General features: G+C 66.3%; 13 protein-coding genes and 1 tRNA gene. 9 read left to right on the top strand and 5 right to left on the bottom strand.

Annotation, left to right across the window (positions count from 1 at the left end; all coding sequences use genetic code 11):
- Nucleotides 1–6: 6 nt before the first annotated feature.
- Both KW836_RS24520 and KW836_RS24515 read right to left on the bottom strand, forming a co-directional pair.
- Complete coding sequence (locus tag KW836_RS24520) at nucleotides 7–417, bottom strand: acyl-CoA thioesterase (RefSeq protein WP_056569253.1); 411 nt, start codon at nucleotides 415–417, stop codon at nucleotides 7–9.
- Between the two features lie 96 nt (nucleotides 418–513).
- Complete coding sequence (locus KW836_RS24515) at nucleotides 514–1,608, bottom strand: YeiH family protein (protein ID WP_255596200.1); 1,095 nt, start codon at nucleotides 1,606–1,608, stop codon at nucleotides 514–516.
- 112 nt (nucleotides 1,609–1,720) lie between these two features.
- On the opposite strand from KW836_RS24515, the gene KW836_RS24510 reads away from it, so the two are divergent.
- The gene (locus KW836_RS24510; protein ID WP_218345025.1) at nucleotides 1,721–2,614 is read left to right on the top strand and encodes a LysR family transcriptional regulator; all 894 of its coding nucleotides are present in this window, start codon (nucleotides 1,721–1,723) and stop codon (nucleotides 2,612–2,614) included.
- A 17-nt stretch (nucleotides 2,615–2,631) separates the two neighbouring features.
- Here KW836_RS24510 and KW836_RS24505 read toward each other — a convergent pair whose 3' ends face one another.
- Entirely contained in the window at nucleotides 2,632–3,828 is a 1,197-nt protein-coding gene (locus KW836_RS24505) for a M20 aminoacylase family protein (protein ID WP_175125608.1), read from the bottom strand.
- A 77-nt stretch (nucleotides 3,829–3,905) separates the two neighbouring features.
- Between KW836_RS24505 and KW836_RS24500 the strand changes: the two genes are divergently transcribed.
- Nucleotides 3,906–5,609 (top strand): AMP-binding protein, encoded by a 1,704-nt coding sequence (locus KW836_RS24500; RefSeq protein ID WP_218345024.1) that lies wholly within the window; start codon nucleotides 3,906–3,908, stop codon nucleotides 5,607–5,609.
- A 67-nt stretch (nucleotides 5,610–5,676) separates the two neighbouring features.
- On the opposite strand, the gene KW836_RS24495 is transcribed toward KW836_RS24500, so the two are convergent.
- Complete coding sequence (locus KW836_RS24495; RefSeq protein WP_175139407.1) at nucleotides 5,677–6,552, bottom strand: inositol monophosphatase family protein; 876 nt, start codon at nucleotides 6,550–6,552, stop codon at nucleotides 5,677–5,679.
- A 138-nt stretch (nucleotides 6,553–6,690) separates the two neighbouring features.
- Here KW836_RS24495 and mnmD point away from each other — a divergent pair, with 138 nt between their 5' ends.
- From mnmD to KW836_RS24465, 6 genes are all read left to right on the top strand, one after another.
- Nucleotides 6,691–8,562: a tRNA (5-methylaminomethyl-2-thiouridine)(34)-methyltransferase MnmD gene (gene mnmD, locus KW836_RS24490; RefSeq protein ID WP_218345023.1), complete on the top strand. Its 1,872-nt coding sequence runs from the start codon at nucleotides 6,691–6,693 to the stop codon at nucleotides 8,560–8,562.
- A 268-nt stretch (nucleotides 8,563–8,830) separates the two neighbouring features.
- On the top strand, nucleotides 8,831–11,056 hold the full coding sequence (locus KW836_RS24485) for a glycoside hydrolase family 31 protein (protein ID WP_175125599.1): 2,226 nt from the start codon (nucleotides 8,831–8,833) through the stop codon (nucleotides 11,054–11,056).
- A 223-nt stretch (nucleotides 11,057–11,279) separates the two neighbouring features.
- Complete coding sequence (locus KW836_RS24480; protein WP_175125598.1) at nucleotides 11,280–12,368, top strand: methionine ABC transporter ATP-binding protein; 1,089 nt, start codon at nucleotides 11,280–11,282, stop codon at nucleotides 12,366–12,368.
- Complete coding sequence (locus KW836_RS24475; protein WP_105237380.1) at nucleotides 12,325–12,978, top strand: methionine ABC transporter permease; 654 nt, start codon at nucleotides 12,325–12,327, stop codon at nucleotides 12,976–12,978. Before KW836_RS24480 ends, KW836_RS24475 begins: the two co-directional genes overlap by 44 nt.
- Nucleotides 12,979–13,023: 45 nt before the next feature.
- Entirely contained in the window at nucleotides 13,024–13,821 is a 798-nt protein-coding gene (locus KW836_RS24470) for a MetQ/NlpA family ABC transporter substrate-binding protein (RefSeq protein ID WP_218345022.1), read from the top strand.
- Nucleotides 13,822–13,977: 156 nt separating this feature from the next.
- Nucleotides 13,978–14,053 (top strand) — tRNA-Lys (locus tag KW836_RS24465).
- 83 nt (nucleotides 14,054–14,136) lie between these two features.
- Here the strand turns inward: KW836_RS24465 and KW836_RS24460 are convergent.
- Nucleotides 14,137–16,428, bottom strand: coding sequence for a bifunctional diguanylate cyclase/phosphodiesterase (locus KW836_RS24460; protein WP_218345021.1), 2,292 nt, complete (start codon nucleotides 16,426–16,428; stop codon nucleotides 14,137–14,139).
- Nucleotides 16,429–16,520: 92 nt separating this feature from the next.
- Here KW836_RS24460 and KW836_RS24455 point away from each other — a divergent pair, with 92 nt between their 5' ends.
- Nucleotides 16,521–17,453, top strand: coding sequence for a PIG-L deacetylase family protein (locus KW836_RS24455; protein ID WP_370633073.1), 933 nt, complete (start codon nucleotides 16,521–16,523; stop codon nucleotides 17,451–17,453).
- The last annotated feature ends 3 nt before the right edge of the window (nucleotides 17,454–17,456 follow it).

Below are 17,456 nucleotides of genomic sequence, written 5' to 3'. Positions count from 1 at the left end.
TACGGCTCAAAGTGTGGGAAGAGGGCGGCTGCGCCGCGCTTCGTCGGTGGCGACATACGTCAGCGTGGCCTCGGTGACCTTGACGACTTCGGCGTCCAGCCGCTGGCGTTCCGCGTAGACCTCGACGGAGACCGTGATGGACGTGGTGCCGGTCTTGACGATGGCGGCGTAGAAGCTGAGCAGGTCGCCCACGAACACGGGCTCTTTGAACTGGAAGGCATTGACCGCGACGGTGGCGACACGGCCAGCGGCGCGGCGGGCGGCGGGGATGGACCCGGCGATGTCGACCTGAGCCATGATCCAGCCGCCAAAAACGTCCCCGTGGATGTTCGCATCGGCCGGCATCGGCATGACGCGCAACACCGCGTCGCGATGGGCAGGCAGAGTCGTAAACGGGGTTTTGGTGCTGGAGGTCATGCGGCCGACTCCAATGCTAGAGAACCAGCCGATTATGCAGGAAAAACGAGACGGCGGCGTGCGCGTCGGCGCCCGCCGCCCGGCCCGGCGCGGCCATCAGGTGGCCAGCTTGACGATCCCGTAGCCGCCAACCAACAGCCAGACGTAAAGGATGAAGCCCAGGGCTATTACGCGCGGGCCGGCCTTGCGGATCTGGGCGAAGCGCGTTTCGATGCCCAGCGCGGTCATGGCCATGGTCAGGGCGAAGACGTCGAGCCGGCGGATGGCCGCGACGACATCGGCGGGAATGATGTCGAGCGAATTGATGATGGCCAGCACCAGGAACCCGACGGCGAACCAGGGGATCGGAAGCTTGGCGCTCTTGCCCTGGCCGCCCGCATGGGAGGCGGCGCTGCGCAGGTACATGCCCAGCACCAGCAGCACGGGCACCAGCAGCGCCACGCGGGTCATCTTGACGATGGTGGCGACCTCGGTGGTGGCGGGGTCGATGTTGCTGGCGGCGCCCACGACCTGCGCCACTTCGTGAACCGTGCCGCCGATGTAGATGCCAAGCGCCTGCGTATCGAAGTTCAGCCAGCCGGCGTGATAGAAGACCGGATACAGGAACATCGACAGCGTGCCGAACAGCACCACGGTCGCGACAGCCACCGCGCTCTTGTGAGGGGCGGCGCGCAGCGTGGGTTCGAACGCCAGCACCGCGGCGGCACCGCAGATGGCGCTGCCCGCGGCGGTCAGCATGGCGGTGTCGCGATCCAGTCCGAGCAGGCGCTGGCCGACGACGGTGCCGATCAGCAGCGTGCCCACCACCACCGCCACGGACACGGCCAGCCCCGGCATGCCGACGGCGGCGATCTGCTGGATGCTGATATTCAGGCCGTAGAAGGCGACCGCGATGCGCAGCAGGCGGCGCGCGGTGAAATTCACGCCGACGCCCCAGTCCGCGGGCATGGTGCCGCGCAGGAAGTTGCCATACAGCATGCCGACGACGATACCCACGACCAGCGGCGAAAAACCGAGCTGCCGGATGAAGGGCAGATCGGCCAGTTGCATCACCGCGCCGGCCATCAGGCCCACGAACAGCACGCCGTTGAGCTTGTCGCGCCAAGGCGTGGCCGCGGCAGCGGGGGCTGCGGCAGCAGGGGCCGCGGGGCTGGCGGGGAGGGGGACGGCGGTCGTGGTGGAGGTGTTCATTACTGGCCCTTTGGGCATAACTACATAACTAGACGAAATATTAGATCCGGCCGTATTATTTGAAAAATCTTCAATCTAAATATTGAATATCAGAAATTCTGATATCGAGCCCATGACGCCGGATCAATTGCTCACGTTCGCCGCAGTCGCCGATACCGGCAACATCAGCCGCACCGCCCAGGCGCTGCATCTGTCGCAACCGGCGGTGTCCGGCCAGCTGCGCGCCTTGCAGGAATGGTTTGGCGAACCGCTGTACCGCCGCAGCGGCCACGGCATCGCGCTGACCGAAGCCGGCGAGCGCTTGGCCGAGCAGGCGCGGCAGCTGCGCCAGGTGTACCGGCAGGCGCAGGCCGTGCGGGAATCCTGGCGTGGCCTGGAAACCGGTGCATTGCGATTGGGCGCCAGCACCACGCCGGCCAGCTACCTGCTGCCCCGCCTGGTGGCGGACTTTCGCCACGCGTTTCCGGCCGTCAGCCTGCATCTGTCGGACGGCAATACGCGCGAGATCGTGGATCGCCTGCCGGCGCTGGACCTGGCGTTCATCGAAGGCGACGTGCCCCCCGGACTGCCCGCCGACACGGCGGTGCACGCATGGCGGCAGGACGAAGTAGTGGCGATCGTGCGGGCGGATCACGCCCTGGCGGGCAAGGGCGCCGTGACGCTACGGGATCTGGCGGGGTCGCCGCTGGTGATGCGCGAACCCGGTTCCGGCGTGCGGCGGCTGGTGGAACGGGCGTTCCGCGATGGCGGTCTGGCGCCGTCGGTGGGCCTGGAGCTGGCGGGGGTGGAAGGGGTGAAGCAGGCCGTGCGTGCGGGGTTGGGCGTGGGCTTCGTGTCCGTGATGTCGATGCGTCACGAAGACGGGGCACTGGCGGCCCTGCGCCTGTTGCCCAAGCCGCTGACGCGAACGCTGAGCATCCTGGTGCCGCATGCCGATGCGGCTGCCCGCGCCGCCGAACGCTTTCTGGCGATGTGCCTGGCGGTCGGCGGGCAGGACGTCGGGTAACTAAGCAGCCGGGCCGTTCAGGCCTTGGCCAGGCGCTTGAGCGCGAGCTGCACCCAGTACGTGCCGCCCAGCGGCAGCAGATCGTCGTTGAAGTCGTAGCTGCCGTTGTGCAGCATGCAAGGGCCCAGTCCGTGGCCGCTGTCGCGGTGCTCGCCAGTGCCGTTGCCAATCCACACGTAACAGCCCGGCAGTTCCTGCAGCATGAAGGCGAAATCTTCCGCGCCCATGGTCGGCTGCACGTTGGCGTTGACGTTGTCCGCGCCGACGATGTCGCGCAATACGTCGGCGCAGAACGCGGCTTCGTCGGCGTGGTTGATGGTGGGCGGATAGTTGCGCTGGAACGTGAATTCGACTTCGCAGTCCATCGCCGCACTGGTATGGCGGGCGATCTCTTCCATACGGCGTTCGATCAGGTCCAGCACGTCCAGCGTGAACGTGCGCACCGTGCCGCGCAATTCGGCGTGGTTGGGCACGACGTTATCCGCGCTGCCCGCGTGGATCTGCGTGATGCTGAGCACCGCGGCATCCAGCGGATTGCGGTTGCGCGTGACGATGGTCTGCAGCGATTGCGCCATCTGCACCGCGGCCATGACGGGGTCGATGCCAAGGTGAGGCATGCCGGCGTGCGTGCCCTTGCCCTTGATGACGATCGAGAATTCGTTGCTGGAGGCCATGATGGGGCCGGGCGTCAGACCGAACTGGCCGGGTTTCATGCCGGGCCAGTTGTGCATGCCGAATACTGCTTCCATCGGGAATTGCGTGAAGAGGCCGTCGTCGATCATGCGCTTGGCGCCGCCGCCGCCTTCCTCGGCGGGCTGGAAGATGACATAGACCGTGCCCGCGAAATCGCGGTTCGCGGCCAGGTATTGGGACGCGGCCAGCAGCATGGCGGTGTGGCCATCGTGGCCGCAGGCGTGCATCTTGCCTTCGTTCTGGCTGGCATGCGCGAAGGTGTTGACCTCTTGCATCGGCAGCGCGTCCATGTCGGCGCGCAGGCCCACGGCGCGATCGCCGGGCTGGTTGCCGCGGATGATGCCGACGACGCCAGTTCCGCCCAATCCGCGATGGATCTCGATGCCCCATTCCTCGAGCTTGGCCGCCACCACGTCGGCGGTGCGGAACTCTTCGAAGGCCAGTTCGGGATGCGCGTGGATATCGCGTCGGATCTTGGAAATATCCTGGTGCCAGGCAACGATGGGTTCAAGGAGTTTCATGAGGGAACTCGGGCGGAATATGGGGAACGGACAAAGGGTATCATCATTCAAAAATCAATTTAATGGAGACAAATACCATGACGCGTCCGTGGCTTGCTCAGTATCCCCAAGGCGTTCCTGCGGAGATCTCCACCGAGGATTATTCCTCGCTCACCGACTTGCTGGACCGGGCCTGCAAGCGTTACGCATCACGCATCGCCTGCACGGCGATGGGCAGCAACATCACCTATGCGCAGTTGGACGGGCAGGCACGCGCGTTTGCAGCATGGCTGCAGGGCCTGAACCTCGAAAAGGGCGCGCGCGTGGCGCTGATGATGCCCAACGTGCCGGCGTATCTGGTGTGCATGCTGGGATCGCTGCGCGCGGGCATGACCGTGGTGAACGTCAATCCGCTCTATACCGCTGACGAACTGCAGCGGCAATTGCTGGACAGCGGCGCGTCCGTCATCGTCATCCTGGAAAACTTCGCGCATACCTTGCAGCAGGTCTCCAATCGCGGCGACCTCAAGCACATCGTCGTGACCGGCCCGGGCGATCTGCTTGGCGGCCTGAAGGCGCCGCTGGTCAACCTGGCCGCGCGCTACATCAAGAAGATCGTGCGTGCGTGGCACATCGACGGCGCGCACGCGCTGCCCAAGCTGCTGCATGAAGGCGCGCACCTGCCGTTCAATCCGCCGTCCATTTCCATGGACGACGTGGCGGTGCTGCAATACACGGGTGGCACCACGGGTGTGCCCAAGGGCGCGATGCTGTCGCACCGCAATCTGGTGGCCAACGTGCTGCAGACCGAAGCGGTGGCGCAGCCGGTCGTGCATGACCTGGCGGACCAGCAGCTCACCATCATCAGCGCGCTGCCGCTGTATCACGTGTTCGCCATGACGGTCTGCGGTCTGTATGCCCTGCATGCGGGCATGCGCAACGTGCTCATCATCAATCCGCGCGATCAGCCGTCGCTGATCAACGCATGGCGCAAGACGCCGGTCAATCTGTTTCCGGGCGTCAATACGCTGTTCAACGCGCTGGCGCACAACGAAGACTTTGCGAAGCTGGATTTTTCCGGCCTGCGGCTGACGCTGGGCGGCGGAATGGCCGTGCAGCAGCAGGTGGCCGAACGCTGGCTGAAGATTACCGGGCGGCCGCTGATCGAAGGCTACGGCCTGTCCGAGACGTCGCCGGTGGCAACGGTCAATCCCACCAACGCGACGGCGTATTCCGGTTCGATCGGGCTGCCGTTGCCGTCGACGGATGTGGCGATTCTGGACGATGCCGGCAACGAGGTGCCGCTTGGCGAACGCGGCGAAGTCGGCATCCGCGGGCCGCAGGTCATGCTGGGGTACTGGCGCAAGCCTGATGAAACGCGCGATTCGATGACGGCCGACGGCTACTTCCGTACCGGCGACATCGGCATCATGGACGAACAGGGCTACACGCGCATCGTGGACCGCAAGAAGGACATGATTGCGGTGTCCGGATTCAAGGTCTATCCGAACGAAGTGGAGGCGGCGGTCGCGCAGCATCCCGGCGTGCTGGAGTGCGCGGCGATCGGGGTGCCCGATGAGCACTCCGGCGAGGCAGTCAAGGTGTTCGTCGTGAAGAAGGACCCGGCGCTGACCGAAGAACAGGTGCAGCAGTGGTGCAAGGACAAGCTGACGGGCTACAAGCGCCCGCGCTTCGTGGAGTTCCGCGACGAACTGCCCAAGAGCAACGTGGGCAAGATACTGCGCCGCGAGCTGCGGCCGGACGCGCAGGCCGCTGCGGCATCCGCCAAGACGTCCGCGTAAAGCGACAGAGGCCGCGCAGGCGGCCTCTGTCGTTCAGGCCGCCGTTTGGCTGCCTGCGGTTTGCGTTTCAGCCCTGCTTGTTCAGATGCGGGGCAATCATTTCATGCAGCGCGCGTTCGATGGCCGGATTGCCCGCCACGACGCGCCCGCCGATCGGCCAGGGATCCTGCTTGTGCATGTCGGTGCAGACACCGCCCGCTTCGCGCAGGATCAGCGTGCCCGCAGCCACGTCCCAGGGCGCCAGGCCCATTTCCCAATAGCCGTCGTATCGGCCGCAGGCGGTCCAGGCCAGGTCCAGCGCGGCGGCGCCCATGCGGCGCACGCCGCGAGACCGGTTGATGGCGTCATGCAACATTGGCATGTACTGCGCGGCAAATGAGAAGTCGCGGAACGGGAAGCCCGTGGCCAGCACGGCGTCTTCGATCGTCTGCGTGCGCGAGCATGAGATCCGCCGGCCATTCAGCCATGCGCCCACGCCGTACACGCCCGTGAACAGTTCTTCGCGGCAGGGGTCGTAGACCACGCCGATGACCGGCGTGTCCACGGCCAGGGTTTCGTTGGCCGACATCGACGTGCCCGCGTGCGCGATCAGGGCGATGGACACGGCGTAGTGCGGGATGTCGTGCAGGAAGTTGGTCGTGCCATCGAGCGGGTCGATGTACCAAGTGGCCGCGCCTTGCGCCTTGCCGCCCGTTTCTTCGGCGACGATGCCGAACCTGGGCGTGCGGGCCTTCAATTCCTGGATGATCGCGGCCTCCGCCTCGCGGTCCGCCTGCGATACGAGATCGTTGCGGGCCTTGCGATCGATCACGAGATCGGCGCGGTGGTGCGCGTAGGATTGCAGGATGGCTGCGCCGGCATGGGCGGCCGTGACCGCCGCGTCGATCGCGGCGCACAGGTCGATGGGCGAAGCCAGCGATTGGGGCTGATCGTAGGTATCCATTGGCCCAGTGTAAGCCCGTCCATGCGTCAAACCCGTGGCAAACGGACTAATCCATTGGGCCGCGTGGTGCGCATCCAACGCGAATCGGCCGGCGGCCCGATAATTCGCGCTTCATCGTGTTTGTATTTATTGGGCTGGATGTCTGTGACTTACGTTCCGCTGGTTCCCGCAAAGGTTGATGTCGATGCCGACGGCAGGCTGGTCAGTTCCGTCTATGGCGATGTCTATCACTCGCCGTCGGGGGCGCTGGGCCAGGCCGAGCACGTCTTCCTGCGCGGCAACGGACTGCCGGAGCGCTGGCGGGGGCGCGCCTCGTTCACCGTCTGCGAGACGGGCTTTGGATTGGGGCTGAACTTCCTGGCGCTGTGGAAAGCGTGGCGGGACGATCCGCAACGGTCTGCGGCTTTGCACGTCGTCTCGATGGAAGCGCACCCATTTTCCCGGGACGACCTGGCCGCACTGCTGGCGCGCCATGCGCCCGAGCCGCTGGCAGGGCTGGCGCGCGCCCTGGCTGCGCAGTGGCCGGCGCTGCTGCCGGGACTGCATCGGCTGGAATTCGAGAACGGCGCCGTCACGCTGACGCTGGGCTTTGGCGATGCGCAGGTGCTGGCGCCGCGCCTGGGCGCACGGGTGGACGCGTTTTTCCTGGACGGCTTCGCGCCCGAGCGCAACCCCGAGATGTGGGCGCCGCCGCTGTTGCGCGCGTTGGCCAGCCTGGCGGCGCCGGACGCCACGGTCGCCACGTGGGCCTGCACCGGCGAACTGCGCCGCAATCTGGCCGATGCCGGCTTCGACGTGCGGCGGGCGCCCGGATATGGGGGCAAATGGCACATGACGGTGGGGCGGGTCCTTCAGGCCGGAAGTGCGGCCCTGCCCGCGGCGGTCCCATCGGAACGGCATGCGGTGGTCGTGGGCGCGGGGCTGGCCGGTGCGGGCATTGCTCACGCGCTGGCGGGCCGAGGCTGGCGCGTCACCGTATTGGACGCCGCCCGGTCGCTGGGCGCGCCGGCGCATGCCGGCCACTTGGCCGCGGCGCTTACACCGGTGGTCGCGCGGGATGACAACGCACGGGCGCGGCTGTCGCGGGCGGGCAGCGAACGGGCGCTGGCGCGCTGGCAGGGTCTGCCGGGCGGCGCGGCGCCACGGGTGTGCGGCACCGTCCAGGTCGAGCGGGACGCGGGCCGGTCGGCGACGCTGGCCGGCACCCTGGAAGCGCTGGCGTTTCCGTCGGATTGGGTGCGCCAGGTGTCGCGCGAAGAAGCCAGCGCACTGGCCGGACTGCCGGTCGCGCGGGGCGGCGTGTTCTTTTCGCAAGGGATGCTGGTGCAGCCGGGGCTGCTGATCGACGCGTTGCTGTCCGCGTCCGGCGCGGTGGTGATCCCCGGCCGCGCCGAGCGGGTGTCGTCTGCGGGCCAGGGGTGGCGCGTGCTGGACGCGTCCGGTGCGGAGCTGGCCCGGGCCGACACCGTGATCCTGGCCAATGCCGCCGGTTCGCGCGAGGTGCTGGCGGCCAGCGGCCTGCTTGACCCGCTGCCCCGCGTCGCCCAGATGCACGCGCTGGCCGGTGAAGTCACCTTGATCCCGGCCGTGGCCCTGGACGGAGGCCCGCGGTGCATCGTCGGGGGCGAGGGGTATCTGTTGCCGGACATCGGCGTGGGCTGCGTCGTCGGCAGCACTTATGTCCACGGCGCCGCCGAGGCCGTGGTGGGCGCCGAAGGGCAGGGCGTCACGCTGGGCAAGGCGGCCGGGCTGCTGGATGGCCGTTTTCCGGCATTCGACGCGCTGGTGCCGGGCAGCCTGCCCGGGTGGGCTGGGTGGCGCGCCGTCCTGCCGGGCCGTCTGCCCGCGGTCGGAGAATTGCCGCATGCCCCGGGTCTGTGGCTGGCCGCGGGATATGCATCGCGGGGGCTGTCGTGGTCGGCGCTGATGGGAGACCTGATCGCGGCCCGTCTGATGGCCGAACCGCTGCCGCTGGAGACCGATCTGGCCCAGCTTGTTTCACCACGATGAAAAAAATTTAATGCGCGGCGGGGGCTTTGCCGGGCTGGCGTAGAATTGTAAGAATTGCCGGAATTTGGCGCGAATAGGCCGCAATTGACCTTTCGGGACGGCAATTCGGCGACTCGGCGGCGTCTGCGCGCCTGGCGCAGGCCAAGGGCTTCATGCCCCTTTTTTGGATGAATTAACCGTCCAAAAGAGGGATCGAGTTTATTTCAAAGCTCAAATCCGTCAAAATAGCGTCTTTTGATGGTTTTTGGCTTAAGCCGGGGGATGCTCTGTGCCGCCCAAGTTCGACTTTGCCCATACTACCCAGCTCGATAATGTCGAGCTGCTGACGTCCCGCCCCAGTCGCATCGATTTCGACGCGGGCGATGGGTTGCACCTGGTAGTCGAGGCGCATGCGCCTGGAGTTTTTCGCCTGCGCTGCGGCGAGGCGAACCACTTCAATGATGACAAGCCCGGCGCGCGCGTGCGCGCCGTGGCCGAAATGCTGCTCGCACGCCAGGAGGCGGTGGGCGAAGCTACCATCGCGCCTCGCGAAAGCGGGGACGGCTGGCGAATCACACAGGGCGACGTCGCCCTGGAGATTCAGACCAACCCTGTGCGCGTCGCCCTGTACCGCAACGAAGACCGCGTCTTCGAATCCGAGGTTTCCGCGCATACGCCCGCATTCGGGTACAACGCGCTGGACCAGGCCGATGACGCTGTCTGGACGGCCGGCTTCACGCTGGCTGCCGACGAGCGGGTGTTCGGCCTGGGCGAAACGCCCGGGGACCTGAACCGCCGCGAGGAATCGGTGGTCTCCGACGACCCCGAGCATCGTGCGCTGCCCTTGGCATGGAGCCCGCGCGGTTGGGGCGTCTACGCCAACACGATGCGCCGCGTGGAACATTCGGTGGGCGTCGCGCCCGCGGATTCGGCCTATGTGCTGACCGTCGACGACGCCGTGCTGGACCTGTTCCTCTTTGCCGGCGAACCCGCCGAAATCCTGAATCAATACACCGCGCTGACCGGCCGCGCCGGCCAGCCTGTCCTGTGGGCAATGGGCGCGTGGCTGCAGCAGGCCGCCGGCGAAATGCCGACGCAGACGGTCGCCCTGGTGGCGCGCATGCGCGAGAACCAGATTCCCGTCGACGCCGTGACGCTGGCCCAGCCGATCGCGTGGGGCTTTCAGGCGGACAAAACGGTTTTCGAATGGGACGCCCAGCGCTTTCCCGACGCCAAGCAGATGCTGGCGCTCTTTCACAAGCACAACGTGCATGTGGCGGCCTCCGGCTTTCCGGGCGTCATCAAGACCAGTCCGCTCTTTGAAGAGCTGGAAGACCGCGGCTGGCTGCTGACCAAGGACGACGGCGCCGCCCAGGTGTTCGACGGCAACGCCGCCACGTCCGGCCAGCCCTACGGCCTGCTGGACCTGACCTACCGCGACATCTACAACCTGTGGGTCGAGCGTCACCGCCAACTGGTGGAAGACGGCCTGGACGCGCCCGCCTGCGACGCGCAGATCGCCATCCCCGATGGCGTGACCGCCCGCAACGGCGAGACCGGCCCGGCCTTGCGCTCCATGTACCCCTTGCTGGTGCGCCGCGCGCTGTTCGACGCGGTGGCCGGACTGAAGGTGCCGCCCGAGGGCGTGGTGCCCAGCGCCGACCTCTTTCCGGCGGCCCAGCGCTTGCCGTGGCAGGTGGGGCCCCAGGTCGACAACACCTGGGAAGGCCTGCGCCACACGCTGCGCACGTCCCTGTCGATCGGTTCGAGCGGCGTGCCCGTCCAGGTGCACAACATCGGTTCGGCCGCGCGTGATCGTTCGGGCATGACGTCCGAGCTTTACCTGCGCTGGCTGACCGCCGGCGTGTTCTCGGCCAATTTCTCGTTCCAAGGCGTGGAAGGGCTGATGCCCTGGGATTTCGGCGACGAAACCCTGTCCCACGCCAAAACCTGGATGCAGTGGCGCTACCGGCTGGTGCCCTATGTGCTGGGCGCCATCGAGGACTCGGCCCGTACCGGCCTGCCGGTGCAGCGCTCCATGGCGCTGTCGTTCCCGAACGATCCGCACGCCCACGAATGGGATCTGCAATACCTGCTGGGTCCGGCCCTGCTGGTGGCGCCGGTCACCGAACCGGGCAATCAGGTGCGCGTCTACCTGCCCAAGGGCGAGGCCTGGTGGGATCTGAACACCGGCCACCGCTACGAGGGTGGCACCACCTGGACCATCGATTGCGAGCTGGGCCAGTTCCCGGTGTTTGGCCGCGAAGGTCACATGCTCTGTCTCGGACCGGCCGCGCAGCATACGGGCGAGTTCAACTCTGCCCGTATCCTGGACGAGGTCTGGATGTTCGGCATGCCGGTGCATAACCCGGTCGTCATGCGCAACAAGATCCGCGTGATGCAGATGCAGGGCTCGAGCTACATCAAGGGGCTGGAAGGGCTGCGGATTTCGCCGTCCGAAGGCCTGGAAGTGAAGCGCCGCGGCGCGGAAGTCCGCATTTCGCGCGCTCGCTGAACCCGGATCGGCCGCCCGTCGGCCGCCAATTAAAAGGGCAGTCAGGAAGGCTTTCCTTCCCGGCTGCCCTTTGTGTCTTTGCCGGATCGCCGTTGTCGGGGCACTTGCGCGTCCTTTGAGAAGCGCAGCGGGGCCGCGTCGGCAACTCATATTACTTGTAGTTATTAAAAATGGAAAAAACGGTCGTTCTCTTTAGAAGAGAAAAGATACAAAATCGCTTGCCATGATTCACATCGAGAACCTATCCAAGACCTATGCCACGCCGCACGGAGAATTCCAGGCGCTGCGCGGCATCAACCTGCACATCGAGCAGGGCGAGGTCTTCGGCATCATCGGTCCCAGCGGGGCCGGTAAAAGCACGCTGGTCCAGTGCATCAACCTGCTGGAACGTCCCAACCAAGGCAACATCTCCATCGGCGGCCAGGCCCTGACGGGCCTTAACGAAGCGCAACTGCGAGAACAGCGCCGCCGTATCGGCATGGTGTTCCAGGGCTTCAACCTGCTGTCGCGCCGCACGGTGTACGGCAACGTGGCCCTGCCGCTGGAAATCGCGGGCGTGGCCAAGGCCGAGATTCCGGCGCGCGTCGAGCGCCTGCTGGCGCTGGTGGGCCTGGAGCATCTGCGGGACCGTTACCCCAGCCAGATCAGCGGCGGCCAGAAGCAGCGCGTCGGCATTGCCCGTGCGCTGGCCAACAATCCGGACGTCCTGCTGAGCGATGAAGCCACGTCCGCGCTGGACCCGGAAACCACGCACAACATCCTGGCGCTGCTGCGCGACATCAACCGCAAGACCGGCGTGACCGTGGTCATGATCACGCACCAGATGGAAGTCGTGCGCGAGGTCTGCGACCGCGTCGCCGTGCTGTCGCAGGGCGAGGTCGTGGAAGTGGGCAGCACGCGCGAAGTGTTCGCCCAGCCGCGCCACGACGTGACGCGCAACATGGTGTCGGCCGCCACCGCGTCGGAACTGACCGACGCCACGCTGGCCGCCGTCCAGGAGCGCATCCGCGCGCTTACCGCCGCCAAGCCCGGCCAGGCCGTGCGTCTGCTGCGCCTGTCGCTGACCGGCACCGACGCCTCGGGCGCCTTCCTGTCCGACCTGACCCGGCAGTTCGCGCTGGACGTGGGCCTGGTGCAGGCGCGCGTCGAAGACATCCAGGGCGTGGCCGTGGGCACGATGTTCGTGCTGGCCCAAGGCGCGCCCGCCGCGCTCAAGGACGGCATCGCCGCCCTGAACGCCCGTGACATTACCGTTGAAGAAATAGCTCATGAGTCCGCAACTGATCGACCTGCTTATTACGTCGCTGCTTGACACCCTGCTGATGGTGGGCGTGGCCAGCGCCATCGCGGTGGTCATCGGCATTCCGCTCGGCGTGACGCTGACGGTGACCGCGCGCGGCAACATGCTTGAAAACCAGCCCGTGAACCACGTGCTGGGCGCCATCATCAACGCCACCCGCTCCGTGCCGTTCGTGATTCTGATGGTCGCGATCATCCCGTTCACGCGGCTGGTGGCACAGACCTCCATCGGCACCACTGCCGCCATCGTGCCCTTGTCCGTGGCCGCGATTCCGTTCATGGCCCGCATCGCCGAAAACGCCATGCGCGAAGTCGATCCGGGTCTGGTCACCGCAGCGCGCGCGATGGGTGCGTCGCCCATGCAGATCATCATGAAGGTGCTGCTGCCCGAAGCCCTGCCGGGCCTCATCGCCGCCACCATCGTGACCGTTGTCAGCCTGATCGGCTATTCGGCCATGGCCGGCGCCATCGGCGGCGGCGGCCTGGGTGACCTGGCGATCCGCTACGGCTACCAGCGCTTCCAGTCCGACGTCATGGCCGCGGTCGTGATCGTGCTGATCGTTCTGGTGCAGGCCATCCAGAGCCTGGGCGACCGCTTCGTGCGCCGCATGTCGCATCGCTGATCCACTTTGTTTTTTCCTACTTCCGTCATATCGGGATATCGCAACATGAGCATCAAGGTTTTGAAGTCGCTGGCCGCGTTCGCGTTGGGCGCCGCCGTTTTCGCCCAGCCCGCGCTGGCTCAGGACAAGCCCCTGAAGGTCGGCGTCACCGCCGGCCCGCACGCCCAGATCTTTGATGTGGTCAAGGCCGAAGCCGCCAAGCAGGGCCTGAACCTGCAGGTCATCGAGTTCTCGGACTACGTGCAGCCCAACGTGGCGCTCGCCGCGGGCGACCTGGACCTGAACAGCTACCAGCACCAGCCCTACCTGGACAACGCCAACGCTGATCGCGGCTACAAGCTGGTCAGCATCGCCAAGACCGTGATCTTCCCGATCGGCATCTACAGCAAGAAGATCAAGTCGCTGGCCGAACTGAAGGAAGGCGCCCGCATCGCGCTGCCGAACGACCCGACCAACGGCGGCCGCGCGCTGCTGCTGCTGCAGGCCAATGGCCTGATCAAGCTGCGTCCGGAAGCGGGCCTGAAGGCCACGCCGATCGACGTAGTCGAAAACCCCAAGAAACTGCGCTTCATCGAACTGGACGCCGCCCAACTGCCGCGCTCGCTGGACGACACCGACGCCTCGGCCGTGAACACCAACTTCGCGTTGGAAGCCGGCCTGAACCCGACCAAGGATGCCATCGCCCAGGAATCGCCCGATTCGCCGTACGCCAACGTGCTGGTCGTGCGTGAAAAGGACAAGGACCGTCCCGAGTTCGCCAAGCTGGTCTCGATCTATCACAGCCCCGCTGTGAAGGAATTCATCCAGACCAAGTTCAAGGGCGCCGTGGTCGCTGCCTGGTAATCCAGGAGCTGGATGCGTTCTGAAGACGGCCGCCGCGAGCGGCCGTTTTCTTGGCGGGTTGCGGTGGCGGGATGCGGACAGATCGCGCCTGCAACACGACCGGCTGTCATTTTTTGACAAGCCCATCGAAATCCGCCATAATTTCGGGCTTCGGTCGGGTTGTTAGCTCAGTCGGTAGAGCAGCGGACTTTTAATCCGTTGGTCGCGAGTTCGAGTCTCGCACAACCCACCACCCCAATTCGCAGGACATTGTGAACGCCGCTATTCATAGCGGCGTTTTTGCGTTTGGGGTCCAAGCGCCCTTGGCGTCGAGGGTCAGCGGCCGGCTACTGACCGCGCCTTACGCAGGTACTCGGTAATTTCTGCTTCCGGCACCGCGCGCGAAAACAGAAAGCCCTGCAGTTCATCGCAGCCCGCAGCGCGCAGGAAATCGCGTTGTGCGGCAGTCTCGACCCCTTCCGCATTGATCGTCAGTCCCATTGACCGTCCCAGCATCACGACCGCATTCACGATGGCGGTCGAATCGCTGCCTTCGCCAATATTGGCCACGAAGCTGCGGTCGATCTTGATCTTGTCGACCGCGAACCGCTGCAGGTAGCTCAGGCTGGAATAGCCGGTTCCAAAATCGTCCAGCGCTATCCGGAATCCCGCAGCGCGCAGTGTGGCGATGGCCTTCTGCACCCGGCCATCGTCTTCAATGAACACGCCTTCAGTGACCTCCAGTTCGATCTGCGCGGGGTCCACGCCCGCGCGTTGCACCAGGTCGATGACGCGCTCGGCGAATCCTTGGCCGCGAAACTGCACGGGCGACAGGTTCACGGCGATGGACAGGCCCGGCCATTGCAACGCGGCGCGGCAGGCTTCCTTCAGTACCCATTCGCCCAGCGGCACGATCAGCCCCGTGGATTCGGCCACCGGCACAAAGATCTGCGGCGACACAGGGCCCTTGCCCGGATGATTCCACCGCACCAGCGCCTCCACGCCCACCAGCTGCTGCGTGCTGCTGTCGATCTGCGGCTGGAAATGGACCTGGAGCTGGCCGCTGCCGGCCAGCGCGCGGCGCAGGTCTTCCTCGATGACCGCCTTGGCCTTCAGCGTGTCGTCCATGTCGGGGGCGAAGAAGCTGTACTGGTTCCTGCCCAGCTCTTTCGCGCGATACAGCGCGATGTCGGCCTTGCGCAGCAGCTCGCTGCGCGTCGTGCCGTCACGCGGGGCCATCGACGCGCCGATGCTGGCGCCCACGAAGGCCCGGCCGCCCAGCAGGTCGAAGGGCTCGCGCACCTCCGCGAGAATGCGTTGCAGCAGGGCGGTCGCGCCAGCTTCGGTCGCGTTCTGCATCAGCACGGCGAACTCGTCTCCGCCCAGCCGCGCGACCGCATCGTCCGGCCCGAGGATGAGCTTGACCCGTCTTGCGAACTCTTCGATGAGCGCGTCGCCCGCGGCGTGGCCCCACGTGTCGTTGACCTGCTTGAAATGGTCCAGGTCCAGCAGCAGCACCGCACAGCACGCATCGGGCCGGCGGCGGACCAGCGCCTGGTCCACGCAGGTGTTGAAATAGGCGCGGTTAGGCAGTCCGGTCAGCACGTCGTGAAAGGCGAGATGCTGCGCGTGCGCTTCGCTGGCCTTCAGTTCGACATGGGCCGTCCGTAGTGCGCTCAGGTGCGCCTGTTGCTGGCGCAGCAGGCGATAGGTGCGCAGCGCCAGCAACGCGATCAGGACCAGCGCGCTGGCCAGCATGGCGGCAACGGATGGCAGCATGGCGCGCCAGAGTTCGGAGCCGGGCAGGTCCGGACGCCACATCAGGAAGCCCAGCGGGGCGCCATCGGACGATGTCAGGGGTATTTCGCGTTCGTCGACGCCGTCATGGCGCGTGCGCGTGGCATGGTAATGGAGCCCGTCGATCAGGTTGTCGCGCGAAAACGCATGCAGGAAATTGCCGTCGATGAACCGGACGCTGACGAGCAGATTGCGGGTCTCGAAGGCCGGCGCATTGAGGTCCGGCGAAAAGCGCGCGACGCGCATGACGCTCACGACCGCCGGCCTTTGCCCGACGATGGCAAGATCGGTGGCGTGCACGGCCGCCCGCGTGGTGCGTGCAGACGCGTCGGCGGACGGCGGCTGGCCGGGCAGGCGTTCGTGGTCGTTGTTCGGCCGGGTGGTCACGCCGCGCGTCAAGGCGACGAACGGACGGATGTCGGGTTCGTAGACGGCGTAGCGCTCCGGGTCGATCATTTCGCCGTGGACATTGCCGTAGCGCAGGGCGTCGTCCGGCCCCAGAATAAACACCAGATCCTGCTCGAACAGCCGGTGCAGCCACGCGCCCACGTTGTCGTCGAGCCAGACCTGGTCGGGCGCGGGCTTGGCCAGTTCGTCGACCAGCATGTCCCAGATCGCGACGGCTTCCTGCGCCTGTGCCACATCGTCCAGGATGTTGCTGATCGCCTGTTGCAGCTCCTTGCTCTGGCGCATTGCGGACATGTCATCGCTTTTTTCCACGGACAGGTGCAGCGAGAACAGCATCGCGGCCAGGAAGCCGCCAAAGGCGACCAGCACCAGGACGAGCAACGCGCCAGCGGAACGGGGAGGCGGCCCTGCTTTTTTTCTCATGCCGATACAGCTCCGTCTTGTTGGGGCACGCAACATACGGATCGGATGCGCTTCGAGGCCGCGTGCCGGCGCGGCGGGATTCGAAGAGGCACGTGACCGATCTGTACGCTGTCGCGGATGTCGACGATTCCGGTGCCCAGCAGGAGCAGCCCGTCGCAAATTGCGTGCCTGCGGCAAACTTGCCCCTTGATTCTGGCTCGCAGGTCTTCGTGAGAACCCTGGCGCCCGGCTGTTGTCCGGCATGGCATTTGCTGCGGGCTCGGTTTCATTTCCTCGCGATCCGCTGCGGATCCAAGACATCGATGTTCTTCACGCAAGCGCTGGGCCCGGCTGACGCCCCTGTGTTGCCCCCATCCCCCCTGGTGGTGATCTCGCCCCATCTGGACGACGCGGTTCTGAGTTGCGCGGGCCTGCTGGCCGCGCGCCCGGGCAGCACCGTCGTGACGGTGTACACGGCGCTCGCGCCGACGCCGCATCTGCGCACCGAGTGGGACCGGCGTTGCGGCTTCGACAATGCGCAAGCGGCGATGACGTGCCGGCTGGCCGAAGACAGAGAGGCGCTTGGCATGGTGGGCGCAGTCGGGCGGGCGCTCGATTTTCTGGATAGCCAGTACACCGCGACGCCTGATGAAGATGCGCCTCGGATCACCGAACGTCTGTTCCACCTGCTGGCGAGCCTCGCGCCTGCGAGCGTGGTCATGCCGCTGGGCCTGTTCCATTCGGATCACGTGCGCGTCAGCGATGCAGCGCTGATGATCCGCGAGGCGCTGCCCGGCGTTGGCTGGTTCGCTTACGAGGACCTGCCGTACCGCCAGCTGCGTGGCGTGGTGCAGGCGCGGCTGTCACAGTTGCTCGCGCGCGGCGTCACGGCCACGCCGGCGCATCTGGCGGTGGATGCGACGTCCAAGGCGCGCGCCATCGGCGCGTACGCGTCGCAGTTGAAAGGATTGGACTGCACGGCCTCGGAATTGGCGCTGCACGAAACCTTCTGGCGGTTGACGGACGGCGCCGTGGATGCGCGCTGATCT

It is taken from the genome of Achromobacter sp. ACM05 (assembly GCF_019218915.1).
Taxonomy (GTDB): domain Bacteria; phylum Pseudomonadota; class Gammaproteobacteria; order Burkholderiales; family Burkholderiaceae_B; genus Achromobacter; species Achromobacter animicus.
The sequence above is the reverse complement of the archived record's forward strand: the minus strand, read 5'-3'. Positions and strand labels throughout refer to the sequence as shown.